The organism is Brevundimonas sp. P2_A6 (genome assembly GCF_056404975.1).
In genome coordinates this window covers 506,516-531,203 of the sequence record NZ_JBFUCZ010000002.1, presented here as the reverse complement: position 1 = coordinate 531,203, position 24,688 = coordinate 506,516, and the positions used below count along the sequence as shown (strand labels likewise).

Here is a 24,688-nt window from a genome sequence, read left to right as displayed (position 1 = left end):
CCACGCCTCGCAAGGAGGCGACATGACCGATCGAGATCAGACCCCGGGCCGCGAAAAGAACGGGGCCATCCCCGGTGGCCAACCCGATGCCGAGACGTCCGACGCCGACGTCCGCAGGACCGGCGAGCAAGAGCGCGCCTCGGCCGGGCCCGACGGCCCCGACGCGACAGAAGTCGGCGACACCTTCAAGACGCCCCCCGGCGGCTGAGACGCGACAAGCCGCACACGGACGTGTTAGCTGCGTTTTCGTTCGCTCAATCGTGAGCATAAGCCCGAGCGCGCGTCGTCTTGTCCTTCTTCCACGCCGGTCCCGCGCCCAGGTCTAGGGGTCCCCGATCCGGGGCGTTGCGGGACGGGCTGACGCTGAGCTCCGGCATGCGGGTCGGACTGTTCGGAGGCTCGTTCAATCCGGCCCACGACGGCCACGCCCATGTGGCCGAGACCGCGATGCGGCGGCTGGACCTGGACCGCGTCGTCTGGCTGGTCTCGCCCCAGAACCCGTTGAAGGACGCCCGCCAGACCGCGCCCCTGGCCGAGCGCATGGCCTCGGCCAGGCATTTTGCGCGCGGCCCGCGCATGATCGTCTCGGATTTCGAGACCCGGGCGGGAACGACCTGGACCGTCGATACCCTGAGGGCGCTGAAGGCGCGGCACCCCGGCGTTCGCTTCGTCTGGCTGATGGGGTCGGACAATCTGGAGAGCTTCCACCGCTGGCGTGGCTGGACCGACATCATGCGGATGATGCCCGTCGCCGTCGTCGCCCGGCCCGGTTCGATGCTGGAAAGCCGCTCTGCCCCCGCCGCGCGGCGCTTCGCCGGTCACCGCGTCGCCTCGGACGAGGCGCGCATGCTGCCCCTGATGGCCGCCCCCGCCTGGACCTATCTGACCGCGCCCCTGAACCCGAGTTCATCCACGGCGCTGCGGAACGAAGCCCACGGGTGACGGTTGGGGGCTTTCGTGCTAGAGAGCCTCTTTAGTGAACCCGCCCGGAGCCTTCCGCTGACCCCCTCGCCCGCGCACGACGCGCATGACCATCCCGTCCAGGACGAGGCCGTTTCCAACACGGCCCACGAGATGGACCCGATCGAACCCCTGCACGCCGAGGACGGCGACGACGGTTCAGACGAAGACCTCTCCGACGATTCCGCCGAGGATTTCCCGCTGTTCAGCGCGGATGACGACGACGATGCCTTGAATTTCGACCGGCAGGGCGTGGTGCCCACCGGCTCGAACCCGCTGGAGACCGCCCTCCTGTCCAAGCTGGACGAGGACAAGGCCCAGGACATCGTCCTGATCGACCTGAAGGGGAAATCCCCCATGGCCGATACCATGATCGTGGCCTCGGGCCGGTCGCACCGCCACGTCGGCGCCCTGGCCGACCACCTGCTGCGCACGCTGAAGGAACAGGGTCTGGGCCGCGCCAAGGTCGAAGGCCTGCCGCATTGCGACTGGGTCCTGATCGATGCCGGGGACGTCATCGTCCACCTGTTCCGGCCCGAGGTTCGCCTGTTCTACAACATCGAGAAGATCTGGGCCGTCGACAGCGCGCACCGGACGGCGAACGCCTGATCTATCCATGAGGCTGGCGATCGCGGCCATCGGCAAACCCGGTCGCGGGCCTGAAGCCAGCCTTGCCGCCGACTATGCCGCCCGCGCCACTGCTGCCGGACGCGTCCTGGGTCTTGGCCCGCTGGAGCTGATCGACCTCGATCCCAGAAAGCCCGGCAAGGCCCCGGAGGCCGAGATGATCCTGGCCGCTGCGGAAGGGGCGCACCTGATCGCCTGCGACGAGCGCGGAAAGACCTGGCCCAGCCGCGCCTTCGCCGACCACATCGCCGCCCTGCGCGACCGGGGCGAGCGACGGCTGGTGTTCGCCATCGGCGGGGCGGACGGGCTGGATGCCAGTGTGCTGGCCGCCGCTGGATCGACACTGGCGTTCGGGCCCCAGACCTGGCCTCACGCCCTGGCCCGCGCCATGCTGGCCGAGCAACTGTATCGGGCCGTGACGATTCTGGCCGGTTCGCCCTATCATCGGGACTAGGCCTTGATCGGCTGAGGAAAAAATCGCTTCGCGATTTTTCCGAAGTCGTGAATCAAGGCCTCACTAGGTTTCTTGGGCTTGATCCGCCGAAGAACCGCCGCTGTTTCTGGATCAAGCCCAAGATGAACCGCGCCGCCGTCCTCAGCCTGCTGATCGCCCTGTCGGCCCTGCCGGCGGCCGCGTCCGTTCAGGACGACCTGGAACAGCTTCAGGCCCGCTATCGCGACGAGGTCATCCGGGCCCGCCGACTGCGCGCCGACGCGGCCGAGGCCACGGTGTCCCTGGCGACCCTCGACCGACAGCTGGCCACGCTCCGCCGCGACCAGACCGCCGACGACATGCAGATGTCCGCCCAGCGCCAGCGCCTGCGCGACCTGTCACGGCGCGAGGCCGCGATCGTCACCGAACTGGCCCGCACCCGCGACGCCCAGGGCCGCCTGTTCTCGGCCCTGCAGATGATGAGCCGTCAGCCCCCGCCGCCCCTGCTGATCCCCGCCGACCGGGCGGTCGATACGGTGCGCGCCGCCATTCTGATGAAGGCCATGGCCCCCGAACTTCAGCGCCGCGCCTTGGGCTTCGACGCGCGCCAGGCCGAGGTTCGCCGCATTCGCCGCCTGGCCGTCCTGGCGAGCGAGCGCCTGCTGACCAGCGAGAGCGCGCAAGGTGATCGCCGCTCTGAAATCGAGGACCTGGTCGCCCGCCGCGCCGCGCTGCTGGCGGTTCTCAAAGCCGACGCCGATCGCGCCGAGCGCGCCTCTGCCGCGCTGGAGACCCGCATCCGCAACCTGGGCGGCCGCCCCGCCGACGTGGCACGGTCCGAGGAGGCCACCCCCGCCATGCGCCTGCCCGCCGGTCGCGCGCGCCTGACCGCGCCGGTCGCGGGATCGCCCACTGCCCGGTTCGGGCGAGGGTCCAGCGGCTGGCGCTGGTCGTCGAACGCAGGCCCCGTGGCATCGCCCGCCGCCGCACGCGTCGATTATGCCGGTCCGCTCAGCGGCTGGGGCCAGGTGGTGATCCTTGATCTGGGACCCGGCTGGCGGGCCGTGATCGCCGGACTGGACGGCGTCTCCGTCGCCGCCGGAGACCGGATCGCCGACGGCCAGTCGGTCGGCACCGGCACGGCGGGCGGCGAGGTCTATCTGGAACTGCGCCGCGAGGATCGTCCCGTCGATCCGGCACCGTATCTGTAGAGCCTAGGGCTTAGGGCTTGGGCGCTTCCAAATCCCTCTTTCAGGGACACCCCTTCCCTTGAAGCTCTCACACTGATTTTATCCCACCGGACGCGCGGCGGCCACGATTTCAGCGTGTGGTCTTGCCTTTAAGCCCTAAGACCGACTCACCAAGCCCTGCCGCCCCTGGCGGCCCCGAAAGAGACCGAATGCGTAAACTGCTCATCGCCGGCGGTGCCGTCCTCGCCCTGGGGCTCAGCGGCATGACCGTGGCGTCCCAGACGCCCCGGAACGAAACCTTCCGCATGTTGCAGCTGTTCGGCGACACCTTGGCGGTGGTCGAGCAGTATTACGTCGTCCCGGTCGATAACAAGAAGCTGATCGAGGCGGCCCTGGCGGGCATGATGACGGCCCTCGACCCGCACTCCAACTACCTGTCGCCGGACGGGTATGGCGACCTGCAAGAGCGGACGACCGGGGAATATTCGGGCGTCGGCCTGACCATCTCCGCCGAGGGCGGTCTGGTGAAGGTCATCTCGCCGATGGACGACAGCCCCGCCGCGCGAGCGGGGGTCAAGGCGGGCGACGTCATCTCGGCCATCGACGGCCAGAACGCGTCTGGGCTGACGGTGTCGCAGGTGTCGGACAGGCTTCGGGGAGCCATGGGCACCTCGGTCAAGGTGACCTTCCTGCGCGACGGCGAGGAGCCGCTGGAGACTACCCTGGTCCGCGAGGTCATCAAGGTCGACAGCGTCACCGGACGGCTGGAAGGCGACTTCGGCTATCTGCGCATCTCGACCTTCAACGAGAATACCGGCCGGGAGTTGACCGCCGCGATCGCCAAGATCAAGCGCGACAAGCCGGACGTGAAGGGCTTCGTGCTGGACCTGCGCAACAATGGGGGCGGCCTGCTGACCGCTGCGATCGATGTGTCCGACGCCTTTTTGGAACGCGGCGAGATCGTCAGTCAGCGCGGCAGGAAGCCCGACCAGATCGAACGCTTCGCCGCCCGGCCCGGCGACCTGACCGGGGGCCTGCCGCTTGTGGTGCTGATCAACTATGGATCGGCCTCGGCCTCGGAGATCGTCGCGGGCGCCCTGAAGGATCAGGAACGCGCCACGCTGGTCGGCCTGACGAGCTTCGGCAAGGGATCGGTCCAGACCGTGATCCCGCTTCGCAACGGCCAGGACGGGGCCCTTTCGATCACCACCGCGCGCTACTACACGCCGTCCGGACGCTCGATTCAGAAGATCGGCATCGAGCCGGACCTGGAGGTCGCCCGTAACGAGGCCGAGGCTCGCATCGTCTCGCGCTCCAGCTTCATCTATTCCGAGGCCGCCTATGCCACGGCGCTGGACGCCTCCATCGGCGCGGAGCGCAAGGGGGCCCACACGCCCCGCGAGGCCCCGGGCGACGACTATGACAAGGACGCCGACTACCAGCTGCAACGCGCGCTGGACGTGCTGCGCGCCGGTGGCGACCTGACCCGACTGGCCGCCGCGCCCGAGGGCATCGTCATCAGCGACGGCACGGTCCAGACCGCTGCGGTGGACACCACCGAAGCGCCCGAGGGGGAGTGATCCGTCTCCTCCCCCGTCCCGCAGGGACGGGGGAGGGAAACCGCCCGCCGCTTGGCGGGGAGTGGGGGGTTCTTGACGCCTCCTGGACCTTGGCCGCTTCAAGAGCCCCTCCGTCTCCTCCGCTTCGCTCCGGATCCACCTCCCCACGCCTGCGGCGCAGGGAGGAAACTTTCAAAACATGCCTAACGCCGCGTTAGGCTTTCTTAACCGCCGACCGTTCATAGTCGCCTGAGATGATCGTCGGCCGGAATCCGTCCGGTCGCCAGATTGCAGAGCGCACTCAGTCCATGTTCGCCAAGCGCCAGTCCGCCCTTGCCGCCTCAGCCGGTGCCCCGCCCGCGGGCCGGATGCCGAAGGTCGATCTCAAAGCCGCCGCCGCCGTGCTCAAGAAGCCGCCGGTCGCCGTCGGGGCCGCGGGTCTGCTGCTGTTGGGGACCGTCGCCCTGTTCCTGACAGTGCTGGGCGACCCCCGCGCCGGGACGCCTTCGGCCCGCGTTACCCTGAAGCGCGAAACGCCCGTCGCCGCACCCGCACCGACGGGGCTGGAGGCCTTCAGCATGGGCGGTTTTGGAGCCTGGCAGGGCCTGTCGGGCGCGCCGGTGGATCCCGCCACCGGTGCCGCCGGTGGCGATGCGCTGATCACCCTGCCGGACGGTGCGACGGTCGCGGGTGGTTCCGCGATCGCAGCTCCGCCCCAGCCGGCCCAGCCCCTGGCCGTCGCTCCCATAGCGGGCCTCAGCCAGCCCGGCCCGCAAGGTCCCCTGCCCGTCATCGCGCCCGACGGCCGTGTCCCGGCCCAGGCCTATGCCCGCCCCTTCCGCCCCAACGGCAAGCCGACCGTGGCCCTGATCGTCGGCGGCCTGGGCCTGAACGCCGTCACCACCCGCGCCGCGATCGAACGCCTGCCCGCCGATGTGACCCTGTCGTTCGTTCCCTATGCGGAAGGGTTGCAGGGCTGGATCAACCTGGCCCGCGCCCAGGGACACGAGGTGATGATCGAGATCCCGATGGAGCCGACCGGCTATCCCAACACCGATCCCGGCCCCTACACCCTGCTGAACAACGCCACGCCCGACGACGTCCAGGCCAAGATGGCCTGGCTGCTGGGCCGCGCCACGGGCTATTTCGGGGTCACCAACTATCTGGGCGACCGCTTCGTGACCTCGGACACGGGAATGAGCGCCTTCCTGGGCATCCTGCGCCAGCGCGGCATCGCCTTCTTGGATGACGGCTCGGCCCGGCGCCGTCCGGGCGCGTGGGCCCGCGCGTCGGCCGACAGCATCATCGACGAGACCCAGACGCCCGCCGCCATCATCGGAGCCCTCAACGCGCTGGAGGCCACCGCCAAGACGCGCGGTGCCGCGCTCGGGACCGGCTTCGCCTATCCCGTCACGGTGGAGGCCGCCGCCCGCTGGACCGCCGGTCTGGACGCGCGTGGCCTGCAACTGGCCCCCGCCAGCGCGATGACGCAGAGGCCGGGGCGGTAGGGATTAGGGATTAGGGATTAGGGTCTGCTCAAGGGCGACGGGGTGTAATCCTCTTGCTTCCTACGCTCTAATCCCCAATCCCTAATCCCATGTCCCCCTTCCCCACCCATCGCCCCAACGTCGGCGTCGTTCTGTTCAACGGCGAGGGTAAGGTCTGGTACGGCCATCGCGCGGGCCAGCAGACCGACCATGCCTGGCAGTTCCCACAAGGTGGCGTGGACAAGGGAGAGGATCTCGAGGCCGCCGCCCGGCGCGAACTGGAAGAGGAAACCGGCGTCACCTCCGTCGATCTGCTGGCTCGCACGGACGGCTGGATCGTCTACGACTTCCCCGAGGCCCTGAAACTGGCGCACAGGCTGAAGGGCCGCAAACCGTGGGACGGCCAGAAACAGGTCTGGTTCGCCTTCCGTTTCACCGGCGATGAGGCCGAGATCGACCTGAACCAGCATGAAGAGATCGAGTTCGACGCCTGGCGCTGGGGCGACTTGTCGGAAGCCTGCGATCTGATCGTGCCGTTCAAGCGGCAGGCCTACGAACAGGTGGTTGAGGCGTTCGCGAAATACGCAGCCTAGCGTTTCAGCGCGATCCGGATGAGGCCGAATACGGCCACCAGCGCCCACGCCCCCTCCATCAACACCGCCGACAGATTGAAGTCCACGCTCAGGGACCACAGGATCAGCAAGGCCCCGACGAGGTTCAGCACCAGCGCGGGCCAATGCTTGGGGTCCATGCGCCCCGCGGTGGCCCCGGCGTAGGCAACCAGGATCAGGCCGACGCCGACGACACCGGCGACGTCGATGACGGTCATCAGGCCGCTGCGGTCTCGGTCGCTTCTTCGGCCAGGATCGTCAGGCCCGCAGGCGTCACATCGGCAAACCCGCCACGCACCGTGAAGGTCCGTCGATTGGAGCCGTCGAACACGACGACCGGGCCTTCGCGCAGGGCGGTCATGAAGGGCGCGTGGTCGGCGAGGACGCCGAAGTCGCCCTCGACGCCCGGCGCGTCGACCTGATCCACGAGGCCGTTGAAGACCTCGCGTTCAGGCGACACCAGAGAGAAGTTGAGCTTGCCGGCCATGCTTATGCGGCGTCCGCAGCCAGTTTCGCGGCCTTCTCGACGGCCTCTTCGATCGCGCCGACCATGTAGAAGGCGGCTTCGGGCAGGTGGTCGTATTCACCGGCGACGATGCCCTTGAACGAGCGGATCGTGTCTTCGAGCGACACGAACTTGCCGGGCGAGTTGGTGAACTGCTCGGCCACGAAGAAGGGCTGCGACAGGAAGCGGCTGATCTTGCGGGCGCGGCTGACGACCAGCTTGTCCTCTTCCGACAGCTCGTCCATGCCCAGGATGGCGATGATGTCCTTCAGCGCCTTGTACTGCTGCAGGACTTCCTGAACCGAACGGGCGACGCGATAGTGTTCCTCGCCGATGACCAGCGGGTCCATGATGCGCGAGGTCGAATCCAGCGGATCCACGGCCGGGAAGATGGCCTGGGCGGCGATGTCGCGGTTCAGCACGGTCGTCGCGTCAAGGTGGGCGAACGAGGCGGCGGGCGCGGGGTCGGTCAGGTCGTCGGCCGGAACATAGATGGCCTGGATCGAGGTGATCGAGCCCTTCTTGGTCGAGGTGATGCGTTCCTGCAGGTTGCCCATCTCGGTGGCCAGCGTCGGCTGATAGCCCACGGCCGACGGGATACGACCCAGAAGCGCCGACATTTCCGAACCGGCCTGGGTGAAGCGGAAGATGTTGTCGATGAAGAGCAGCACGTCCTTGCCCTCTTCGTCGCGGAAGTATTCGGCCTGGGCCAGGCCGGTCAGGGCGACGCGGGCGCGGGCGCCGGGAGGCTCGTTCATCTGACCGTAGACGAGGGCGCATTTGGAGCCTTCGCCGCCGCCGGCGACGTTCACGTTGGACTCGATCATCTCGTGATACAGGTCGTTGCCCTCGCGGGTGCGCTCACCCACGCCGGCCAGTACCGAATATCCGCCGTAGGCCTTGGCGATGTTGTTGATCAGCTCCTGCATCGTCACGGTCTTGCCGACGCCGGCGCCGCCGAACAGGCCGGTCTTGCCGCCCTTGGTGTAGGGGCAGATCAGGTCGATAACCTTGATGCCCGTGACCAGGATTTCCGACGACGTCGACTGCTCTTCGAACGTCGGAGCCTCGCGGTGGATCGGGCGGAACATCGTGGTCTGGATCGGGCCGGCTTCGTCGATCGGGGCACCGACGACGTTCATTATGCGGCCGAGGGTGCCGGGGCCGACCGGGGCCAGGATCGAGGTGCCGGTGTCGACGACGGCCTGACCGCGCGTCAGGCCCTCGGTCGTGTCCATCGAGATGGTGCGGACCATGTTCTCACCCAGGTGCTGGGCGACTTCCAGGACCAGGGTGAAGGGCTCGCCCGTCTTCTGATCGACGTTCTGGGTTTCCAGGGCGTTCAGGATGGCCGGCAGATGGCCGACGAACTCGACGTCGACGACGGCGCCGATGACCTGGGCGATCTTGCCAACGCCGGTTCCGGCGGTGACCACGGCGTTGCCGGTGGCGGGAGCGGCCGCGGGAGCCTTGGGCTTGCGGGCGGCGGCGGGTTTCTTGGCGACGGTGTCGGTCATCGGGAGGGGTCCGTTTCGGTCTGTATCTGTCAGGATCGGAGGATCAGAGCGCTTCCGCGCCGGCGATGATCTCGATCAGTTCGGTGGTGATCTGGGCCTGGCGCTTGCGGTTGTAGGTCAGCCGGAGCGCGGTGATGAGTTCGCCCGCGTTGCGGGTGGCGTTGTCCATGGCGCCCATCTGGGCCCCGAAGAAGCTGGCCTGGTTCTCGTACAGCGCGGCCAGGATCTGGGTCGTCAGGTTGCGCGGCAGCAGGACGTCGAGAATTTCCTCCTCCGACGGCTCGTATTCATAGACCGCGCCGTTCAGGTCGACCGGAGCGGCGTCGCCGTCGACCACGGCCGGAATCAGCTGCTTGGGCGTGGGCACCTGAGAGATGACCGACTGGAAGCGGCTGTAGAACAGGGTCACGACGTCGGCATTGCCGGCCTCGAACTCGTCGGCGATCAGATGGGCGATCGGCTCGGCCGCGGCCATGCCGATGACCTTGTGGTCGCTGAGCTCGAACGTCTTGATGATCCGGCCGCCGTAAAGACGGGTCAGGCCGTCGCGCACCTTGCGGCCCACGGCGACGATCTTCACGTCCTTGCCGGCCGCGATCAGGGTGTTGATCCGTTCCTTGGCGGCGCGAATGACGTTGGTGTTGAACCCGCCGGCCAGACCCTTGTCGCCCGTGGCCACGACGACCAGGTGCTTCTGGTCCTTGCCGGTGCCGGCCAGCAGCTTGGGCGCGCCGTCGCCCGAGACGCCGGCCGCCAGATTGGCGATCACGGCGGCCATCTTGCGGGCATAGGGACGGGCGCTCTCGGCCTGATCCTGGGCGCGACGCAGCTTGGCTGCGGCGACCATGTTCAGGGCCTTCGTGATCTTCTGCGTGGACTTCACGCTTTCGATCCGATTGCGCATTTCCTTGAGGCTGGCCATCGGGCGCTACTCTTTCAGCTTTCCGGGGTCAGACTTAGGCGAAGGTCTTGGCGAAGGCTTCGATGGCGGCCTTCAGCTCGGCTTCCAGCTCCTTGGACAGGGCCTTGGTCGACTTGATGGCGTCCAGCGTCGACTGATGCGCCGAGTGCATGCGGGCCAGCAGTTCCGATTCGAAACGGGCGATGTCGGCCACCGCGATCTTGTCCAGATAGCCGCGCGTGCCGGCATAGATGGACACGACCTGCTCCTCGACCGTCAGCGGCGAGTACTGGGGCTGCTTCAGCAGTTCCGTCAGGCGCGCGCCGCGGGCCAGCAGGTTCTGGGTCGAGACGTCCAGGTCCGAGCCGAACTTGGCGAAGGCGGCCATCTCCCGGTACTGGGCCAGCTCGCCCTTGATCGAACCGGCGACCTGTTTCATCGCCTTGATCTGGGCGGAGGAGCCCACGCGCGACACCGAGATGCCGACGTTCACGGCCGGGCGGATGCCCTGATAGAACAGGTCGGATTCCAGGAAGATCTGGCCGTCGGTGATCGAGATCACGTTGGTCGGGATATAGGCCGAGACGTCGTTGGCCTGGGTCTCGATCAGCGGAAGGGCGGTCATCGAGCCCGAACCGTTGTCCTCGTTCAGCTTGGCCGAACGCTCCAGCAGGCGGCTGTGCAGATAGAAGACGTCGCCCGGATAGGCTTCGCGGCCCGGCGGGCGGCGCAGCAGCAGGGACATCTGGCGATAGGCCACCGCCTGCTTGGACAGATCGTCATAGACGATCAGGGCGTGCATGCCGTTGTCGCGGAAGAACTCGCCCATGGCGGTGCCGGCGAAAGGGGCCAGGAACTGCAGCGGGGCGGGCTCGGACGCCGTGGAGGCGATGACGATCGTGTAGTCCAGCGCGCCGCGTTCCTCGAGCGTCTTGACGATCTGGGCGACGGTCGAGCGCTTCTGACCGATGGCGACATAGATGCAGTAGAGCTTCTCGCTCTCCGACGCGCCTTCGACGTTGATGGAGCGCTGGTTCAGGATGGTGTCGATGGCCACGGCGGTCTTGCCGACCTGACGGTCGCCGATGATCAGCTCGCGCTGGCCACGGCCGACGGGGATCAGGGTGTCGATGGCCTTCAGGCCGGTCTGCATCGGCTCGTGCACCGACTTCCGGGGGATGATCCCCGGGGCCTTCACGTCCACACGGCGGCGCTCGGTGAACTGGATCGGGCCCTTGCCGTCGATCGGCTCGCCCAGCGGGTTGACGACGCGGCCCAGCAGGCCCTTGCCGACCGGAACGTCCACGATCTCGCCCAGACGGCGGACTTCGTCGCCCTCGGCGATCTGGGCGTCGGCGCCGAAGATCACGGCCCCGACGTTGTCGCGTTCCAGGTTCAGCGCCATGCCCTTCACGCCGGCCTTGGGGAACTCGATCATCTCGCCGGCCTGGACGTTGTCCAGACCGTGGATGCGGGCGATGCCGTCGCCGACCGACAGGACCTGACCGACGTCGGACACGTCTGCTTCGACGCCGAAGTTGGCGATCTGGGACTTGAGGATGGCCGAAATCTCGGCGGCGCGGATGTCCATGGTCGGGCTCTCTGGCTTTCGTCTTCGGGTCGTCGCAGCCTGGGCCGCGCGGTATCAGGTGATGGGCCTAGGCCCGCTGCATTCTAGTGTCGAAGCGCGTCAGGCGCGCTTCAGGGCGAACTTCATCTGGTCGAGCTTGGTCTTCAGCGAGGCGTCGAACAGTTTCGAGCCGACCTTGACCTTCAGCCCGCCCAGGATCGACGGATCGACGCGGGCGGTCATTTCGGGAGCCTTGCCCAGAGCGGCCAGCAGGGCGCCCCGGATGTGGGTCGTCTGGGCGGTCGTCAGCGGCATGGCAGAGACGACCTCGGCGGCGACCACGCCGGTGTGGCGCGCATACAGGGTCTCGAAGCCGGTGATGACGCCGCCCAGATCGCGGGTCCGGCCGTTCTGGGCCAGCAGACCCAGAAAATTCTTCGTGGTCGCCTCGAACTTGGCGGCCGTGGCGATGGCGGTCAGACCCTTGCCCTGGTCCTCGGCCGACAGGATCGGCGAAGTGGCCATGCGACGGAAGTCCGCGCTTTCGGCCCAGGCCGCCTTCAGCGACTTCAGGTCCGCGCGCACGGCGTCCAGCTTGCCCGTTTCCAGGGCGAGATCGAACAGCGCCTGGGCATAGCGCGCGCCGACTTCCGTCGTTCTGAAATCGTCAGCCAAGGCCTGTCCGTCCGAATACGTATCTGTTCAAACGACCGGCCGCGAACCTCGCGCCGGTCAAAGGCTTGTAATGCTTAAGGAAAGCACGCCAGTGGCCGTTTCATCCGAAACACCCTCTGGAAGCCGGGCGCCTGATAGCATGGGCTTTTGCCGGTCGCAACCGAGGCCGGGGAACGATAAGGCCGCAGCCACGCTTGGAGCCTCTATCCAGAGGGTATCATGGCCGCGTCCACCTCCAAGACCGTCATCTTCGCCGCGCTGGCGGGCAACCTCGCCATCGCGGTGACGAAGTTCGCCGCTGCCTTGTTCACGGGATCGGCGGCCATGATGAGCGAGGCCATCCACTCCTCGGTCGATACCGGGAACCAGATCATCCTGCTGATCGGCCTGCGCCGCGCCGCACGTCCTGCTAACGAGACCCATCCGTTCGGGCATGGATTGCAGCTGTATTTCTACACCTTCGTCGTCGCGGTGCTGATCTTCGGCGTGGGCGCGGTGCTCTCGATCCTGCACGGGATCGAGCGAATCCGGTCGCCAGAGGCGATCGAGAACCCGTGGGTCAACTATGTGGTTCTGGGTCTGTCGGTGTTGTTCGAAGGCATCTCCTGGACGGTGGCGCTGAAGGCCTTCAACAGGGAGCGCGGCGGTCGCGCCTTCCTGGATGTAATCCGCTCGTCGAAGGACCCGACCGTGTTCACCGTCCTGTTCGAAGACACCGCCGCCCTGCTGGGCCTGGTCGTCGCCCTGGTCGCTGTGTTGGCGAGCCAATGGCTGAACATGCCGGTGCTGGACGGCGTCGCTTCCGTCATCATCGGCGCGATCCTGGCCCTGACGGCGACCTTCCTGGCCATCGAGAGCCAAAGCCTGCTGACCGGGGAGGCGGCCGATACCGAAACCCGCGCGGGTATCGAGGCCATCGCCCGCGCCGAGCCGGGCGTGGACGGGCTGAACGATGCCCGCACCATGCATTTCGGCCCCAACGAAATCCTGGTCGCCCTGAGCCTGGATTTCCGCGACGACCTGACCGCCGCCGAGGTCGAGGACATCGTCGCCCGGCTGGAGCACCGCATCCGCGCCGCCTATCCCCAGGCCGGTCGTATCTATGTCGAGGCCCAGAGCCTGGCCAGCCACGCCGCCGTGCGCGCCGCCGTCATCGCGGGGGGCGGAGCCGGGGCCCTGGTGGACGACGTGCCTGCGATTGTGTCGCAGTCGCTTTAGGATCGCGGCCCGCTTCCGATAGGATATAGAGGGCGAAACGACGCACCCCGTTCACTGATACCGGACCCCTTGATGCTCGATTCGATCACGCCGCTTCTGTCCGACCCGGCCGCCTGGGCCGCCCTGGTCACCCTCGTGGTCATGGAGATCGTGCTGGGGATCGACAATCTGATCTTCATCTCGATCCTGTCGAACAAGCTGCCGCAGGCCGACCGGCAGAAGGTCCGCCGCATCGGGATCGGTCTGGCGCTGATCATGCGTCTGGCCCTGCTGTCGATGATCGCCTGGCTGGTCGGTCTGGTGCAGCCGGTCTTCACCGTCATGGGCAATGAATTCTCGTGGAAGGATCTGATCCTGATCGCGGGCGGCCTGTTCCTGATCTGGAAGGCGACCAAGGAAATCCACCACACCGTCGATCCCACGCCGACCCACGACGTGCTGGACAAGAAGGACGTGGTCATCGCCAACGCCGGGGCCGCCATCGTCCAGATCATCATCCTGGACCTGGTCTTCTCGATCGATTCCATCCTGACGGCCGTCGGCATGACCGAGCATCTGCCGATCATGGTGGTGGCGGTGCTGGCGGCTGTGACCGTCATGCTGCTGGCGGCGGATCCTCTGGGCAACTTCATCGCCAAGAACCCCAGCGTGGTCATGCTGGCCCTGGGCTTCCTGCTGATGATCGGGCTCGTTTTGATCGCCGACGGCTTTGGCTTCCATGTGCCGAAGGGCTATATCTATGCCGCCATGGCCTTCTCGGCCGGAGTGGAGGCGCTGAACATGCTGGGTCGCTCTGCAACGTCCAAGAAGGATCAGGCGCTGCGGGCCCGCAGCGTGGCCGACCGCGCCGAGGTCGAGGCCCAGGCGGCCGAGGCCCGCGCCGCCTCCGATCCGAACGGCTGATGAATATGCCTCGCGCGTCCCTGATCCCGGCGATGGTCGGTCTGGTCGCCCTGGCGACAGGTCCGGCCGCATGGTCTCAGACGGTTCCGGCTCCGACCCCGCCCCCCGCTCCGACGGTGCAGGCCGCGCCCCAGCCGCCGCGCCCTCCGGTCTATGGCTACGAGATCGTCCACACCTACCCCCACGACCCCGCCGCCTTCACCCAGGGACTGATCTATCGCGACGGCGTGCTGATCGAGAGCACGGGGCGGCATCCGTCCAGCGTCCGCCGCGTGCGGCTGGAGGACGGCGTCGTGCTCGAAAAGAAGGACCTGCCGGTCGAATATTTCGGAGAGGGCCTGACCGACTGGGCGGACCGCGTCCTGACCCTGACCTGGCAGGGCGGCGAGGGCTTCATCTGGGACGCGGACGATCTAGACCAGCAGGGCACCTGGACCTACGAGGGCGAGGGCTGGGGCCTGACCCACGATGCGACCCGCATCATCCTGTCCGATGGCTCACCCAGCCTTCGCTTCTTCGATCCCGAAACCCTGACCCAAACCGGCATGGTGCCGGTCACCTATCGCGGCCGCCCGGTGCCCAAGCTGAACGAGCTGGAGTTCATCGACGGGGAGGTCTTCGCCAACGTCTGGCAGACGAACTTCATCCTGCGCGTCGATCCGGCCACGGGCGTGGTCAAGGGCGTCATCGACCTGACCGGTATCCTGCCGGACGAAGTCGGTGATCCGAACGACGATGTCCTGAACGGCATCGCCTGGGACGCCGCAGGCCGCCGCCTGTTCGTCACCGGCAAGAACTGGCCCAAGCTGTTCGAGATCCGCCTGGTGCCCCGAAACTGATCGGGGCGTCTAGGCCGCCTTCTTCTTCGCCGCCGGCTTCTTGGCGGCGGCCTTCTTGGCCGGAGTTTTCTTCGCGGCCGGTGACGCCGATCCCTTCAGACTGTTCCGCAGGGCCGCCATCAGGTCGACGACATTGGTGTCGTCCGGCTCCTCGACAGCAATCACACCCTTGCCGCCCTTGGTCTTTGCCTTGATCATCTCCTTGAGGGCATCGTCATAGCGATCGACGAAGTCCGAGGCGTCGAAGTCCGCTTCCTTCTGGGCGATGATCCGCGCGGCGATCTCGACCATGTCCGCATCGGCTTTCACCGTGGGGATGGCGTCGAAATACTCGTCGGCGTCGCGCACTTCGTCGTGAGCCCGCAGCGTGTAGGCGACCAGTCCCTTGCCGCGCACTTCCATCGCCAGCTGACGCTCCTTGCCGCGCAGCACCAGACGCCCCAACGCCACCTTGCCCTGCTTCTTCATCGCGTCGCGGATGACGGCGAACGCCTCCACTCCCGTTCCCTTCTCAGGCACGACGAAGAAGGGAGCATCCCAGAACAGCCGGTCGATTTCGGTCTCGTCGACGAACTTGTCGATCGAGATCGTCTTGGTGCTCTCCAGCCGAACCTGGTCGAAGTCGGCGTCGTCGAACAGGACGTATTCGTCCTTGGTCACCTCATAACCCTTGACCAGATCCGAACGCTCGATTGGACCGGTGTCGGGATCGGTGGCCACCATGCGGATTCGATTGTTGGTCTTGGGGTTGATCATGTGGAAGCGCACCGTGTCGGCGCTCGACGTCGCCGTGTAGAGCGCCACGGGACAGGTCACCAGGGACAGTTTCAGATGGCCTTGCCAGGTTGGGCGGCTGGGCATGATCGGTCTCCTTTTCGACCGAGTCGAACCCCCAAGGCCCCGCTTGGTTCACCCAATCCCGGATGCGCGGCGGGTCCATCGTGCTAAGGGCCGCCCATGAGGATCAAGGCCTGGGACGTGGTGGTGGTGGGCGCGGGCGCGGCGGGGATGCTGTGCGCGGCCGAAGCGGGGCGACGCGGGCGCGCCGTGCTGGTCGTGGACCACGCGCGCGCACCCGGCGAGAAGATCCGGATCAGCGGCGGCGGGCGGTGCAACTTCACCAACACGGGGACGACGGTCAGGAACTTCCTGGGCGAGAACCCCCGGTTCGCGGCTTCCGCGCTGGGCCGGTTCACCGTGCGGGACTTCGTGGATCGCGTGGATCGGGCGGGGATCGCCTGGCACGAGAAGACCCTGGGTCAGCTGTTCTGCGACGACAGCGCCAAGCAGATCGTGCGGATGCTGACCGAGGCGATGCGCGAGGCGGGCGTGACGCTGAGGCTCGGCACCGGCGTCGATGCGGTGGCGCGCGAGCCCAACGGGTTCGCCCTGACCCTGACGGACGGGACGGTGGTGCGCTGTGCCTCGCTGGTCGTGGCGACGGGGGGCAAGTCGATCCCCAAGATGGGGGCCACCGGCTGGGGCTACGACATCGCGCGCCAGTTCGGGCTGAGGGTCACCGAGACGCGACCGGCCCTGGTGCCGCTGACGTTCGAGGCGGGGCTGCTGGAACAGACGACGCCGCTGGCGGGGGTGGCGGTCGATGCCGTCGTCTCGGCGGGCAAGACGAAGTTCGAAGAGGCCGTTCTGTTCACTCATCGCGGCCTGAGCGGGCCCGCGATCCTGCAGATCAGCTCCTACTGGCGCGAGGGTGAGGCGATCACGGTCCAGATGGCGCCGGGCGTCCCCGTGCTGGAGCGCCTGAAGGCGGCCAAGCAGGAGAACGGCGGCAAACAGGCGGTGCACACCGCGCTCGGCCACATCGTGCCACGTCGGCTGGCCGAGGTGCTGACCGCGCGCGAAGGGGCCAACGGCAAGCTGGCCGAGGTGGGCGACAAGGTGCTGGCCCGACTGGATCAGGCGGTGAACGCCTGGACGGTCAAGCCCGTAGGATCGGAAGGGTATCGCACCGCCGAGGTCACCCTGGGCGGCGTGGCGACGGATCAGCTGGATCAACAGACCATGGCCGCCAAGTCGGTTCCTGGTCTGTATTTCATCGGCGAGGTGGTGGACATCACCGGCTGGCTGGGCGGCTATAACTTCCAGTGGGCGTGGAGTTCGGGCTGGGTCGCTGGCCAATCGGCGTAGACGGTCAGTGCGCCTCGGGTGGCCTCGCGGCGGGGTCCAGGTATTCGCTTTCGGCATGGTGGTCGGCCGACAGGACGAAACGGCGGTCGCAGTAGCCGCACTCGACGAAATCCTCTCCGCCCATGTCCAGATACACCAGGGGATGACCCAGGACCCCGCCGCCGTCGCAGGCCACGCGCTTGGTCGTGACGGTGATTTCTTCTGGAGGAAGAACCAGCTGATCGGGGTGGCGCGGCGGCATAGATACGTCCGTGGTCTTGGCGCAGGAGGGCGCGACGCCTAGTTAGACGGCCTGCCCCGCGCCTGAAAGCCCCTTATGACCGATACCAACGCCCTGCCCGTCAACGCCATCGAGGTGCGCGGGCTGGAAAAGACCTATGCCGGGTCCAAGAAGGCGCCCCCCAAGACCGCTTTGCGCGGCGTCGATCTGGTGATCCCGCGCGGCTCGATGTTCGGGCTTCTCGGCCCGAACGGAGCGGGCAAGTCGACCCTGATCAACATCCTGGCGGGCGTGGTCAACAAGACCGGCGGGACCGCCGCCATCTGGGGCCGCGACATCGACGCGCGGCCGAGGGATGCCCGCGCGGCGCTCGGCGTCGTGCCGCAGGAGATCGTGGCCGACGTCTTCTTCACCCCGCGCGAGGCGCTGGAGGTGCAGGCCGGCTTCTATGGCGTTCCCAAGCACGAGCGTCGCAGTGATGAGCTGCTTGCGGCGCTGGGCCTGTCGGACAAGGCCAACGCCTATGTGCGGGCGCTGTCAGGCGGCATGAAACGGCGGCTGATGGTCGCCAAGGCCCTGGTGCACAATCCGCCCATCCTGATCCTCGACGAACCGACGGCGGGGGTGGACGTCGAGCTGCGTCGCCAGCTGTGGGAATACGTGCGCCGCATCAACGCCGAGGGCGTGACCATCCTGCTGACCACCCACTATCTCGAAGAAGCGCAGGAGCTCTGCGACACCATCGCCATCATGAACCGGGGCGAGGTGGTGGCCTGCGAGCCGACGCCGCAGCTGCTGCGCCGGCTGGATACCCGCAATGTCGTGGTGACGCCTGAGGGCGAGCTGAACGGCCTGCCGATCGTCGCCGGATTCGAGGTGGTGGGGCGCCCGAACGGCGCCTTCGCCATCAGCTACAGGAAGGGCCAGTCCTCGGTCGAACAGGTCCTGGCCGCCGTGCGCGCGGCGGGCGTCACCATCGCCGACATCACCACCGAGGATCCGGACCTGGAAGACGTCTTCCTGGCCCTGACCTATGGCGACGCCAACACGGTCAGTCCGACGAGGGATTAGGGCGCAGGGATTAGGGATTAGGGGCGGACCTACCGAGCGGTTGGCTTCGACCGAGATGCACAGCTTCTTCCTAATCCCTCATCTCAGACCACCATCACCGTGCCGAGCAGCAGGGTCGCGCCCCGCTGGCGCAGGATGATGTTCATGGCCGACTGAAGCTGGCGCGACAGGCGATCGACATTGGGCGGCTGGCCGGGCAGCAGAGTCGCGGCCTCGCGCTGGACCAGGATGTTGAACACGGCGCGAACGCGGGGCTCCGACTGCTGCGCGCGAAGCAGCAGGGCGGGATCGGCGACGTCGACGCCGGTCTCGACCGTCATCACGCCCCGGCGGCCGTCCGCGTGGAAGGTGTTGGCCGTGATCGTCGGATAGCGCAGGTAGCTGCTGCCCGACGAGCCACCGCCTTCGGACGCGAGGGCGGGTGTTGTGGCGGCGAGGGCCAGGGGAGCGGCGAGCAGGGCGCGACGGTTCATGGGCAGAACCCTCACACGGTGGCGCTTAAGGTCGGGTTACGGTGCTTCGGACGTCGCCCTCTGAAGCGATGAAACCAAAACGTCTCGCCAGTTCGGGGGGGCTGGGGCATTATCCGGCGTGGCCCGATTTGAAACCGATCCTGAAGCGGCGGCCCTCGGCGAGGGACTGGCGGAGCTGCGCCGTGCGGCGGGGCTGAGCCAGGCCGAGGCCGGCGGCCGGGCCGGCATGACCAGTCAGGGTTGGGGTCTGTACGAAGGGGGGCGACGCCCGGGACTGTTCCGGCCTGATGTACAGCGTCGTCTGACATCGGCGATTAACGCCACGCCCGAGGACCTCGCGATGGTGGTGGCCCGTCGCGCCCCGGTCGAGACAGTGCCTGCTAGAGGGGTGGAAGGCGGGGCCCGGCCTTTCGAGCAAGGCCTACAGGTCGCCCGGACGGAGATCGAGCGAATGCAATTGTCGAACGATGACCTGGCACCTTGGGCCGCGTCGGGGGTCGTGGTGGAGTTCGATCCGGGACGCTGGCCACGCCGAGATCAAGGCTGCGTCATCGACCTGACCGATGGCCACCGGCTGGTGCGCCTGTATGACCGGGCGGACGCGGACTGGCTGTATGTCCGCGGCGGAGACGGAGGGCTGACGGGCACTTCTCGCGTGGCCAGAACCTCCATCAAACGGGTCGCAGCCATTCACGCCCGACTCGATGAATGAAACGAAAAGATTGCACGATGCCTCTGGCTATGAAACATTATGGGCGATTTCTCTGTCGGAGCCACCCCTATGCCCCGCTCGCCCGATGCCGTGGATGTCGCCGTGGGACGTCGCATTGCCCAGCGCCGTACAGCCATGGGTCTGTCGCAGACGAACTTGGCGCAGCGCATCGGCATCAGTCCCCAGCAGGTCCAGAAATACGAGGCCGGCTCCAACCGGATCTCCGCATCGCGGCTGAACGCGATCGCCCTGGTCATGGGCGTGTCACCGGGGGCGCTGTTCCCGGCAGGCGAGACCGACGGGGGGCTGGAGGTCGCGTCAGGCGATCTTCTGGCCCTGCGGTTCATGACGGCGACAATGGAGGGACGCGCGGTGGCGACGGCTTTTCCCCTGATCCCCGATCGCGGCGTGCGACAGGCCCTGGCACGGATCACCGAGGCCCTGGTGCCGTCGATCTGACCCTTGTCCCCGGCCTGCCAAAGGCCCGGCCGTGAGGGTTCTGGTCATCGATTCGGCGCTGGACGCCTGTACCGCCGGTGTGTTCGAGAACGGAGCGCCCCTGGGGCTACGGTCGGAAATCATGGCCCGCGGTCATTCCGAACGCCTGGGTGGATTCGTGCGAGACGCGGTGACCGAGGCGGGCGGCGGTTTCGAGGCGATCGAGCGGATCGGCGTCACCGTCGGCCCGGGATCGTTCACCGGCCTGCGCGTCGGGCTGGCCTTCGCCCAGGGCCTCGGTGCCGCCCTGGATCGGCCGGTGATCGGCATATCGACGCTGGAGGCGCTGGCTCGCAGTGCCGATGACGGGTGCGGAGCGACCGCTGCCGTCATCGATGCCCGGCGCGGACAGGTCTATCTGCAGACCTTCCACGACGGCCGCCCGGTGTCGGATCCGCGAGCGCTGGATGTCGGAGCGGCGATTGGTTTGCTGGAACAGGCGGGTCCATGGCGGCTGGCCGGTTCAGGGGCGGCGCTGATCGACCCGTCGGCTCAGATCGCGACATCGATTTCACCCGAGGCCCTGGCCGCGTTGACAGAGGTTCTGGGCCCCGAAGACCACCTGCCACGCCCGCTTTACCTGCGCGCGCCCGATGCCAAGCCGCCCACCCGCCTGCCGGGACAGGCTCGGCCCGTGGCGACCCTGTCCGGCGCATGAGCTATCCGGCCGATCTGGCCCAAACCCTGGCCGCACTTCACGCCGAGGCTTTCGAGGCACCGTGGTCAGCCTCTACCTTTGGCGATCTGCTGGCGCTGCCGGGCGTTCTGCTCGAGGTCGAAGCCGATGGCTTCGTCCTCATCCGGGTCGCCGCCGACGAGGCCGAGATCCTGACCCTGGCGGTGCGGCCCGCGGCACGCCGCGCCGGCCTCGCCTCGCGACTGGTGGCGGTCGCCTCTCGTCAGGCGGCGGAGCGAGGTGCCGCCCGACTATTTCTGGAGGTGGCCGAGGACAACGTGGCGGCGCGTGCGCTGTACGCCAGATTGGGGTTCGAAACCGCCGGGCGTCGACCGCGCTATTACGCCCGCACGAACGGGGACCCGGTGGATGCCCTGCTACTGGTTCTCATCTTACAGGCGAGCCTTCCCACGGGATGATCGCAGCCCTATCTTGCCCGCCCATGGACCGGATCGAGAAACTCTGCGCCGAGCGCGGCATGCGCATGACCGAGCAGCGGCGCGTCATCGCCCGCGTGCTGGGCAATGCCGAGGACCATCCTGACGTCGAAGAGCTGTATCGCCGCGCGTCGGCCATCGACCCGCACATCTCCATCGCCACCGTCTATCGAACCGTGCGTCTGTTCGAAGAGGCCGGGGTCGTGGAGAAGCACGATTTCGGCGACGGCCGGTCCCGCTATGAAGAGGCCGGGGACGATCATCACGACCACCTGATCGACACCCGAACGGGCGAGGTCATCGAGTTCTTCGACGCCGAGATCGAGCGGCTGAAGACCGAGATTGCCGAACGGCTGGGCTTTGAACTGGTCGGCCACAAGCTGGAGCTCTACGGCAAGGCCATCGAGGGAGCCGAGCCGTCCAAGCGCGAGGGGCTGATCTTCACCCGCAACGCCGCGCGGGTGAACCCCGAGAGCCTGTCCTGAATCCTCGCCTTGCCGTCGCCGGGATCGGCGATCATAAGCCCGGCATGACCGAGACCCTCGCCCCGCCCCTGGTCGAGACGGCCGCGCCCGATCCGGCACCCAAGCGGTTGTTCATCAAGACCTACGGCTGCCAGATGAACGTCTACGATTCGGAGCGCATGGCCGACGTGCTGCGCCCGCTGGGCTATGCGCCGACGGACACGCCGGAGGGGGCCGATTTCGTCATCCTGAACACCTGTCACATCCGCGAGAAGGCGGCCGAGAAGGTCTATTCCGAGCTGGGCAAGCTGCGGCTGATGAAGCTGGAAAAGGCCGCGTCGGGCGGCGGCGCCATGACCATCGCCGTGGCCGGCTGCGTCGCCCAGGCCGAGGGTGAAGAGATCATGCGCCGACAGCCGGCGGTCGATATCGTCGTCGGACCCCAGGCTTATCACCAGCTGCCCGAACTGCTGACCCGCACGGCACGGGCGCGCGGCGAGCGGATCGGGGCGGACTTCGCGCCGAACGAGAAGTTCGACGCCATGCCGGCCGTGCGCGGCGTCGACGGCCCGACCGCCTTCCTGACCGTGCAGGAGGGCTGCGACAAGTTCTGCAGCTTCTGCGTGGTGCCCTATACACGCGGGGCCGAATGGTCGCGGCCGGTCGCCGACGTCCTGGCCGAGGCGCGGGGGCTGGCGGCCCAAGGCGTGCGCGAGGTCACCCTGCTGGGGCAGAACGTGAATGCCTATGACGGGGCGGGGCCGGACGGCGCGGTCTGGACGCTGGCGAAACTGGCGCGGACTTTGGCGGAGATCGAAGGCATCGACCGCATCCGCTATACGACAAGCCACCCCAACGACATGTCCGACGACCTGATCGCCGCCCATGCCGAAGTGGACGCGCTGATGCCCTATCTGCACCTGCCGGTGCAGTCGGGGTCGGACCGCATCCTGCGGGCGATGAACAGAAAGCATGGACGGGCCAAATACATCGACCTGATCGGACGCATCCGCGAGGCGCGACCCGACATTGCCATTTCTGGGGACTTCATCGTCGGCTTCCCGGGCGAGACCGACCGGGAGTTCGAGGACACGATGGCGCTGGTGAGGGAGGTCGGATATGCCTCGGCCTTCAGCTTCATGTATTCGCCCCGGCCGGGAACGCCCGCCGCGACCATGGGCACCCAGGTACCGCGCGAGGTGGCGCTGGCGCGGCTGCATGCGCTGCAGGCGCTGATCGTCGAACAGCAGATGGCGTTCAACGCCGCCCAGGCGGGCAAGACGCTGAACGTCCTGTTCGAGAAGACGGGCCGCAACGGTCGCCAGGCGATCGGTCGGTCCCCCTATCTGCAATCGGTCCATGTCGATGACGCGGATCATCTGATCGGCCAGATCGTTCCGGTGACGATCGAGCACGGTCAGCAGAACAGTTTGAAAGGTCGCCTTTTGGTGGATGAATCCGCGCTCAAGCCGCCGCGCTCCGCGAACGCGGCGATAGCGCCCTCGGCCGACAGGCCGAACTAGAATGGCGCGTGAAAGTGAATTCCTGGCCTTGGACGATGCGTCGCTGCGCGCGGTCATCGGGCCGAACAGCCGCCACGTCGCCCTGATCGAGGATGCCTTCAAGGTGCTGATCGAAGCCCCCGGCGGTGGGGTGTCGATCAATGGCGGGGCACGCGACCGGGCCAATGCCAAGACGGTCATCGCCGGACTGATCACCCGCGCCGAAAAGGGTGCCGAGGTCAATGAGGCCGATGTGCGGGCCGGGATCGGCCAGGCGCGCGGGGTCGGCAAGGGGTTCAGTAACGATCCGATGGCGTTACCCGTGGGCAAGCGCGGTGCGATCGTGCCCAAGACCGACGCTCAGGCGCGGTATCTGGACATCCTGGCCAATCACGAACTCAGCTTCGGCGTCGGACCGGCAGGGACGGGCAAGACTTTTCTGGCGGCCGCTTACGGCGCCTCCCTGCTGCGGCGGGGGCAGGTGGACCGGCTGGTCATCACCCGCCCGGCGGTCGAGGCCGGCGAGAAGCTGGGTTTCCTGCCCGGCGACCTGAACGAGAAGGTCGATCCCTATCTGGCCCCGATCTGGGAGGCGCTGAACGATATTCTCGGACCGGAGGACGTGCAGCGTCGCCGCGACAAGGGAGAGATCGAGGCCGCCCCCATCGCGTTCATGCGCGGCCGGACCCTGAGCCACGCCTTCGTCATCGTCGACGAGGCTCAGAACACGAGCCGACTGCAGATGAAGATGGTCCTGACCCGGCTGGGCGAAGGGGCGCGGATGGTGGTCACCGGCGACCCGTCGCAGATCGACCTGCTGAACCCGCGAGATTCCGGCCTGGCCCACGCCCTGCGGATCCTGCGCGAGGTGAAGGGCGTGGGGGTGCTGGAATTCGAGGCCCAGGACGTGGTGCGCCACGCCATGGTCGAGCGCATCGTGCGCGCCTATGACGCCGACGCGGCCGGAGCACGGCCCCGGGCCGACCTCGAGGACCCATCGGCTTGATCGAGGTCGAGGTCGAGGCCGGCGACTGGACCGACGCTGTCCCGGACGTCGAGGGGGTGGTCGAACGAGCGGCGGTGGCCGCGCTCGGGGAGGAAAACGGCGGGGTGGTCGTGCTGCTGGCCGATGATGGGACCGTGCGCGATCTGAACCGGCGGTTCCGGAACAAGGACCGACCGACGAATGTCCTGTCCTTCCCGGCGGTCGAGATGCCGGACACCGCGTTTCCGGAAGGGGGTGGGCCACGTCCGCTGGGCGACATTGTCCTGGCCTATGGGACCTGCGCGGGCGAGGCCGAGGCGCAGGGCAAGGCCCTGTCCAGTCACCTGACGCATCTGGTGGTGCACGGGGTGCTGCATCTGCTGGGCCGCGACCATGAGGATGAGACGGAGGCGGAGGCGATGGAGGCCGAGGAGCGGGTCATCCTTGCCAGGCTGGGGGTCGCGGACCCATACACGCTGCCGCATGACGCGTGATCCCAAAGCCCTG

At 67.5% G+C, this 24,688-nt stretch carries 30 protein-coding genes; 21 read left to right on the top strand and 9 right to left on the bottom strand.

Annotated elements, in window-relative coordinates:
* Positions 1–22 precede the first annotated feature (22 nt).
* From AC1DW4_RS08110 to AC1DW4_RS08075, 8 genes are all read left to right on the top strand, one after another.
* Positions 23–208, top strand: coding sequence for a hypothetical protein (locus tag AC1DW4_RS08110; protein WP_477016733.1), 186 nt, complete (start codon positions 23–25; stop codon positions 206–208).
* A 137-nt stretch (positions 209–345) separates the two neighbouring features.
* Complete coding sequence (locus AC1DW4_RS08105) at positions 346–942, top strand: nicotinate-nucleotide adenylyltransferase (RefSeq protein WP_477016732.1); 597 nt, start codon at positions 346–348, stop codon at positions 940–942.
* A gap of 132 nt (positions 943–1,074) precedes the next feature.
* Positions 1,075–1,569, top strand: a complete 495-nt coding sequence (gene rsfS, locus AC1DW4_RS08100) for a ribosome silencing factor (RefSeq protein ID WP_477016927.1) — start codon at positions 1,075–1,077, stop codon at positions 1,567–1,569.
* 7 nt (positions 1,570–1,576) lie between these two features.
* Complete coding sequence (gene rlmH / locus AC1DW4_RS08095; protein ID WP_477016731.1) at positions 1,577–2,041, top strand: 23S rRNA (pseudouridine(1915)-N(3))-methyltransferase RlmH; 465 nt, start codon at positions 1,577–1,579, stop codon at positions 2,039–2,041.
* A gap of 122 nt (positions 2,042–2,163) precedes the next feature.
* Complete coding sequence (locus AC1DW4_RS08090; protein ID WP_477016730.1) at positions 2,164–3,231, top strand: murein hydrolase activator EnvC family protein; 1,068 nt, start codon at positions 2,164–2,166, stop codon at positions 3,229–3,231.
* A gap of 188 nt (positions 3,232–3,419) precedes the next feature.
* Entirely contained in the window at positions 3,420–4,790 is a 1,371-nt protein-coding gene (locus AC1DW4_RS08085; RefSeq protein ID WP_477016729.1) for a S41 family peptidase, read from the top strand.
* Between the two features lie 287 nt (positions 4,791–5,077).
* Positions 5,078–6,277 (top strand): divergent polysaccharide deacetylase family protein, encoded by a 1,200-nt coding sequence (locus tag AC1DW4_RS08080; protein ID WP_477016926.1) that lies wholly within the window; start codon positions 5,078–5,080, stop codon positions 6,275–6,277.
* An 89-nt stretch (positions 6,278–6,366) separates the two neighbouring features.
* The gene (locus AC1DW4_RS08075) at positions 6,367–6,849 is read left to right on the top strand and encodes an RNA pyrophosphohydrolase (RefSeq protein ID WP_477016728.1); all 483 of its coding nucleotides are present in this window, start codon (positions 6,367–6,369) and stop codon (positions 6,847–6,849) included.
* Here the strand turns inward: AC1DW4_RS08075 and AC1DW4_RS08070 are convergent.
* The 6 genes from AC1DW4_RS08070 to AC1DW4_RS08045 form a co-directional block, all read right to left on the bottom strand.
* Entirely contained in the window at positions 6,846–7,085 is a 240-nt protein-coding gene (locus tag AC1DW4_RS08070) for a CBU_0592 family membrane protein (RefSeq protein ID WP_477016727.1), read from the bottom strand. The two genes, AC1DW4_RS08075 and AC1DW4_RS08070, sit on opposite strands and share 4 nt — an antisense overlap.
* A complete protein-coding gene (locus AC1DW4_RS08065) occupies positions 7,085–7,354 on the bottom strand; it encodes an ATP synthase F1 subunit epsilon (RefSeq protein ID WP_477016726.1) in 270 nt (89 codons plus the stop codon). The genes AC1DW4_RS08070 and AC1DW4_RS08065 overlap by 1 nt, the downstream gene beginning before the upstream one ends.
* Before the next feature lie 2 nt (positions 7,355–7,356).
* Positions 7,357–8,889 (bottom strand): F0F1 ATP synthase subunit beta, encoded by a 1,533-nt coding sequence (atpD, locus tag AC1DW4_RS08060; protein WP_477016725.1) that lies wholly within the window; start codon positions 8,887–8,889, stop codon positions 7,357–7,359.
* A gap of 43 nt (positions 8,890–8,932) precedes the next feature.
* On the bottom strand, positions 8,933–9,811 hold the full coding sequence (locus AC1DW4_RS08055) for a F0F1 ATP synthase subunit gamma (RefSeq protein ID WP_477016724.1): 879 nt from the start codon (positions 9,809–9,811) through the stop codon (positions 8,933–8,935).
* 34 nt (positions 9,812–9,845) lie between these two features.
* Positions 9,846–11,381: a F0F1 ATP synthase subunit alpha gene (gene atpA / locus AC1DW4_RS08050; protein WP_477016723.1), complete on the bottom strand. Its 1,536-nt coding sequence runs from the start codon at positions 11,379–11,381 to the stop codon at positions 9,846–9,848.
* 99 nt (positions 11,382–11,480) lie between these two features.
* The gene (locus AC1DW4_RS08045) at positions 11,481–12,035 is read right to left on the bottom strand and encodes a F0F1 ATP synthase subunit delta (protein WP_477016722.1); all 555 of its coding nucleotides are present in this window, start codon (positions 12,033–12,035) and stop codon (positions 11,481–11,483) included.
* A 219-nt stretch (positions 12,036–12,254) separates the two neighbouring features.
* Between AC1DW4_RS08045 and AC1DW4_RS08040 the strand changes: the two genes are divergently transcribed.
* From AC1DW4_RS08040 to AC1DW4_RS08030, 3 genes are all read left to right on the top strand, one after another.
* The gene (locus AC1DW4_RS08040) at positions 12,255–13,253 is read left to right on the top strand and encodes a cation diffusion facilitator family transporter (RefSeq protein ID WP_477016721.1); all 999 of its coding nucleotides are present in this window, start codon (positions 12,255–12,257) and stop codon (positions 13,251–13,253) included.
* A 72-nt stretch (positions 13,254–13,325) separates the two neighbouring features.
* Positions 13,326–14,156 (top strand): TerC family protein, encoded by an 831-nt coding sequence (locus AC1DW4_RS08035; protein ID WP_477016720.1) that lies wholly within the window; start codon positions 13,326–13,328, stop codon positions 14,154–14,156.
* Positions 14,156–14,995, top strand: coding sequence for a glutaminyl-peptide cyclotransferase (locus AC1DW4_RS08030; protein WP_477016719.1), 840 nt, complete (start codon positions 14,156–14,158; stop codon positions 14,993–14,995). The genes AC1DW4_RS08035 and AC1DW4_RS08030 overlap by 1 nt, the downstream gene beginning before the upstream one ends.
* Before the next feature lie 9 nt (positions 14,996–15,004).
* On the opposite strand, the gene ku is transcribed toward AC1DW4_RS08030, so the two are convergent.
* A complete protein-coding gene (ku, locus tag AC1DW4_RS08025; RefSeq protein ID WP_477016718.1) occupies positions 15,005–15,856 on the bottom strand; it encodes a non-homologous end joining protein Ku in 852 nt (283 codons plus the stop codon).
* A 96-nt stretch (positions 15,857–15,952) separates the two neighbouring features.
* Here ku and AC1DW4_RS08020 point away from each other — a divergent pair, with 96 nt between their 5' ends.
* Positions 15,953–17,143 (top strand): BaiN/RdsA family NAD(P)/FAD-dependent oxidoreductase, encoded by a 1,191-nt coding sequence (locus AC1DW4_RS08020; protein ID WP_477016717.1) that lies wholly within the window; start codon positions 15,953–15,955, stop codon positions 17,141–17,143.
* A gap of 4 nt (positions 17,144–17,147) precedes the next feature.
* Here the strand turns inward: AC1DW4_RS08020 and AC1DW4_RS08015 are convergent, their stop codons facing one another.
* Positions 17,148–17,384, bottom strand: coding sequence for a zinc-finger domain-containing protein (locus AC1DW4_RS08015; protein WP_477016716.1), 237 nt, complete (start codon positions 17,382–17,384; stop codon positions 17,148–17,150).
* A gap of 75 nt (positions 17,385–17,459) precedes the next feature.
* Between AC1DW4_RS08015 and AC1DW4_RS08010 the strand changes: the two genes are divergently transcribed.
* Positions 17,460–18,434: an ABC transporter ATP-binding protein gene (locus AC1DW4_RS08010; protein WP_477016715.1), complete on the top strand. Its 975-nt coding sequence runs from the start codon at positions 17,460–17,462 to the stop codon at positions 18,432–18,434.
* A gap of 83 nt (positions 18,435–18,517) precedes the next feature.
* Here AC1DW4_RS08010 and AC1DW4_RS08005 read toward each other — a convergent pair whose 3' ends face one another.
* Positions 18,518–18,907: a Tat pathway signal protein gene (locus AC1DW4_RS08005; protein WP_477016714.1), complete on the bottom strand. Its 390-nt coding sequence runs from the start codon at positions 18,905–18,907 to the stop codon at positions 18,518–18,520.
* Positions 18,908–19,025: 118 nt separating this feature from the next.
* On the opposite strand from AC1DW4_RS08005, the gene AC1DW4_RS08000 reads away from it, so the two are divergent.
* From AC1DW4_RS08000 to ybeY, 8 genes are all read left to right on the top strand, one after another.
* Positions 19,026–19,619, top strand: a complete 594-nt coding sequence (locus AC1DW4_RS08000) for a helix-turn-helix domain-containing protein (protein WP_477016713.1) — start codon at positions 19,026–19,028, stop codon at positions 19,617–19,619.
* Between the two features lie 69 nt (positions 19,620–19,688).
* Positions 19,689–20,078 carry a helix-turn-helix domain-containing protein gene (locus AC1DW4_RS07995; RefSeq protein WP_477016712.1) on the top strand — a complete coding sequence of 130 codons (390 nt, stop codon included), beginning with the start codon at positions 19,689–19,691 and terminating at the stop codon, positions 20,076–20,078.
* A 31-nt stretch (positions 20,079–20,109) separates the two neighbouring features.
* A complete protein-coding gene (gene tsaB, locus AC1DW4_RS07990; RefSeq protein ID WP_477016711.1) occupies positions 20,110–20,775 on the top strand; it encodes a tRNA (adenosine(37)-N6)-threonylcarbamoyltransferase complex dimerization subunit type 1 TsaB in 666 nt (221 codons plus the stop codon).
* Positions 20,772–21,212, top strand: a complete 441-nt coding sequence (locus AC1DW4_RS07985; RefSeq protein WP_477016710.1) for a GNAT family N-acetyltransferase — start codon at positions 20,772–20,774, stop codon at positions 21,210–21,212. Before tsaB ends, AC1DW4_RS07985 begins: the two co-directional genes overlap by 4 nt.
* 23 nt (positions 21,213–21,235) lie before the next feature.
* On the top strand, positions 21,236–21,715 hold the full coding sequence (locus tag AC1DW4_RS07980) for a Fur family transcriptional regulator (protein ID WP_477016925.1): 480 nt from the start codon (positions 21,236–21,238) through the stop codon (positions 21,713–21,715).
* Positions 21,716–21,759: 44 nt separating this feature from the next.
* Complete coding sequence (miaB, locus tag AC1DW4_RS07975) at positions 21,760–23,217, top strand: tRNA (N6-isopentenyl adenosine(37)-C2)-methylthiotransferase MiaB (RefSeq protein ID WP_477016709.1); 1,458 nt, start codon at positions 21,760–21,762, stop codon at positions 23,215–23,217.
* A 1-nt stretch (position 23,218) separates the two neighbouring features.
* Positions 23,219–24,202, top strand: a complete 984-nt coding sequence (locus AC1DW4_RS07970) for a PhoH family protein (RefSeq protein ID WP_477016708.1) — start codon at positions 23,219–23,221, stop codon at positions 24,200–24,202.
* Positions 24,199–24,675 (top strand): rRNA maturation RNase YbeY, encoded by a 477-nt coding sequence (gene ybeY / locus AC1DW4_RS07965; protein ID WP_477016707.1) that lies wholly within the window; start codon positions 24,199–24,201, stop codon positions 24,673–24,675. Before AC1DW4_RS07970 ends, ybeY begins: the two co-directional genes overlap by 4 nt.
* Positions 24,676–24,688 lie beyond the last annotated feature (13 nt).

Coding starts and splice junctions, on each gene's coding strand:
- AC1DW4_RS08110 (WP_477016733.1), top strand. CDS start 23: ATGACCGATCGAGATCAGACCCCGGGCCGCGAAAAGAACGGGGCCATC.
- rsfS (WP_477016927.1), top strand. CDS start 1,075: ATGGACCCGATCGAACCCCTGCACGCCGAGGACGGCGACGACGGTTCA.
- rlmH (WP_477016731.1), top strand. CDS start 1,577: ATGAGGCTGGCGATCGCGGCCATCGGCAAACCCGGTCGCGGGCCTGAA.
- AC1DW4_RS08090 (WP_477016730.1), top strand. CDS start 2,164: ATGAACCGCGCCGCCGTCCTCAGCCTGCTGATCGCCCTGTCGGCCCTG.
- AC1DW4_RS08085 (WP_477016729.1), top strand. CDS start 3,420: ATGCGTAAACTGCTCATCGCCGGCGGTGCCGTCCTCGCCCTGGGGCTC.
- AC1DW4_RS08080 (WP_477016926.1), top strand. CDS start 5,078: ATGTTCGCCAAGCGCCAGTCCGCCCTTGCCGCCTCAGCCGGTGCCCCG.
- AC1DW4_RS08075 (WP_477016728.1), top strand. CDS start 6,367: ATGTCCCCCTTCCCCACCCATCGCCCCAACGTCGGCGTCGTTCTGTTC.
- AC1DW4_RS08070 (WP_477016727.1), bottom strand. CDS start 7,085: ATGACCGTCATCGACGTCGCCGGTGTCGTCGGCGTCGGCCTGATCCTG.
- AC1DW4_RS08065 (WP_477016726.1), bottom strand. CDS start 7,354: ATGGCCGGCAAGCTCAACTTCTCTCTGGTGTCGCCTGAACGCGAGGTC.
- atpD (WP_477016725.1), bottom strand. CDS start 8,889: ATGACCGACACCGTCGCCAAGAAACCCGCCGCCGCCCGCAAGCCCAAG.
- AC1DW4_RS08055 (WP_477016724.1), bottom strand. CDS start 9,811: ATGGCCAGCCTCAAGGAAATGCGCAATCGGATCGAAAGCGTGAAGTCC.
- atpA (WP_477016723.1), bottom strand. CDS start 11,381: ATGGACATCCGCGCCGCCGAGATTTCGGCCATCCTCAAGTCCCAGATC.
- AC1DW4_RS08040 (WP_477016721.1), top strand. CDS start 12,255: ATGGCCGCGTCCACCTCCAAGACCGTCATCTTCGCCGCGCTGGCGGGC.
- AC1DW4_RS08035 (WP_477016720.1), top strand. CDS start 13,326: ATGCTCGATTCGATCACGCCGCTTCTGTCCGACCCGGCCGCCTGGGCC.
- AC1DW4_RS08030 (WP_477016719.1), top strand. CDS start 14,156: ATGAATATGCCTCGCGCGTCCCTGATCCCGGCGATGGTCGGTCTGGTC.
- ku (WP_477016718.1), bottom strand. CDS start 15,856: ATGCCCAGCCGCCCAACCTGGCAAGGCCATCTGAAACTGTCCCTGGTG.
- AC1DW4_RS08020 (WP_477016717.1), top strand. CDS start 15,953: ATGAGGATCAAGGCCTGGGACGTGGTGGTGGTGGGCGCGGGCGCGGCG.
- AC1DW4_RS08015 (WP_477016716.1), bottom strand. CDS start 17,384: ATGCCGCCGCGCCACCCCGATCAGCTGGTTCTTCCTCCAGAAGAAATC.
- AC1DW4_RS08010 (WP_477016715.1), top strand. CDS start 17,460: ATGACCGATACCAACGCCCTGCCCGTCAACGCCATCGAGGTGCGCGGG.
- AC1DW4_RS08005 (WP_477016714.1), bottom strand. CDS start 18,907: ATGAACCGTCGCGCCCTGCTCGCCGCTCCCCTGGCCCTCGCCGCCACA.
- AC1DW4_RS07995 (WP_477016712.1), top strand. CDS start 19,689: ATGCCCCGCTCGCCCGATGCCGTGGATGTCGCCGTGGGACGTCGCATT.
- AC1DW4_RS07985 (WP_477016710.1), top strand. CDS start 20,772: ATGAGCTATCCGGCCGATCTGGCCCAAACCCTGGCCGCACTTCACGCC.
- AC1DW4_RS07980 (WP_477016925.1), top strand. CDS start 21,236: ATGGACCGGATCGAGAAACTCTGCGCCGAGCGCGGCATGCGCATGACC.
- miaB (WP_477016709.1), top strand. CDS start 21,760: ATGACCGAGACCCTCGCCCCGCCCCTGGTCGAGACGGCCGCGCCCGAT.
- AC1DW4_RS07970 (WP_477016708.1), top strand. CDS start 23,219: ATGGCGCGTGAAAGTGAATTCCTGGCCTTGGACGATGCGTCGCTGCGC.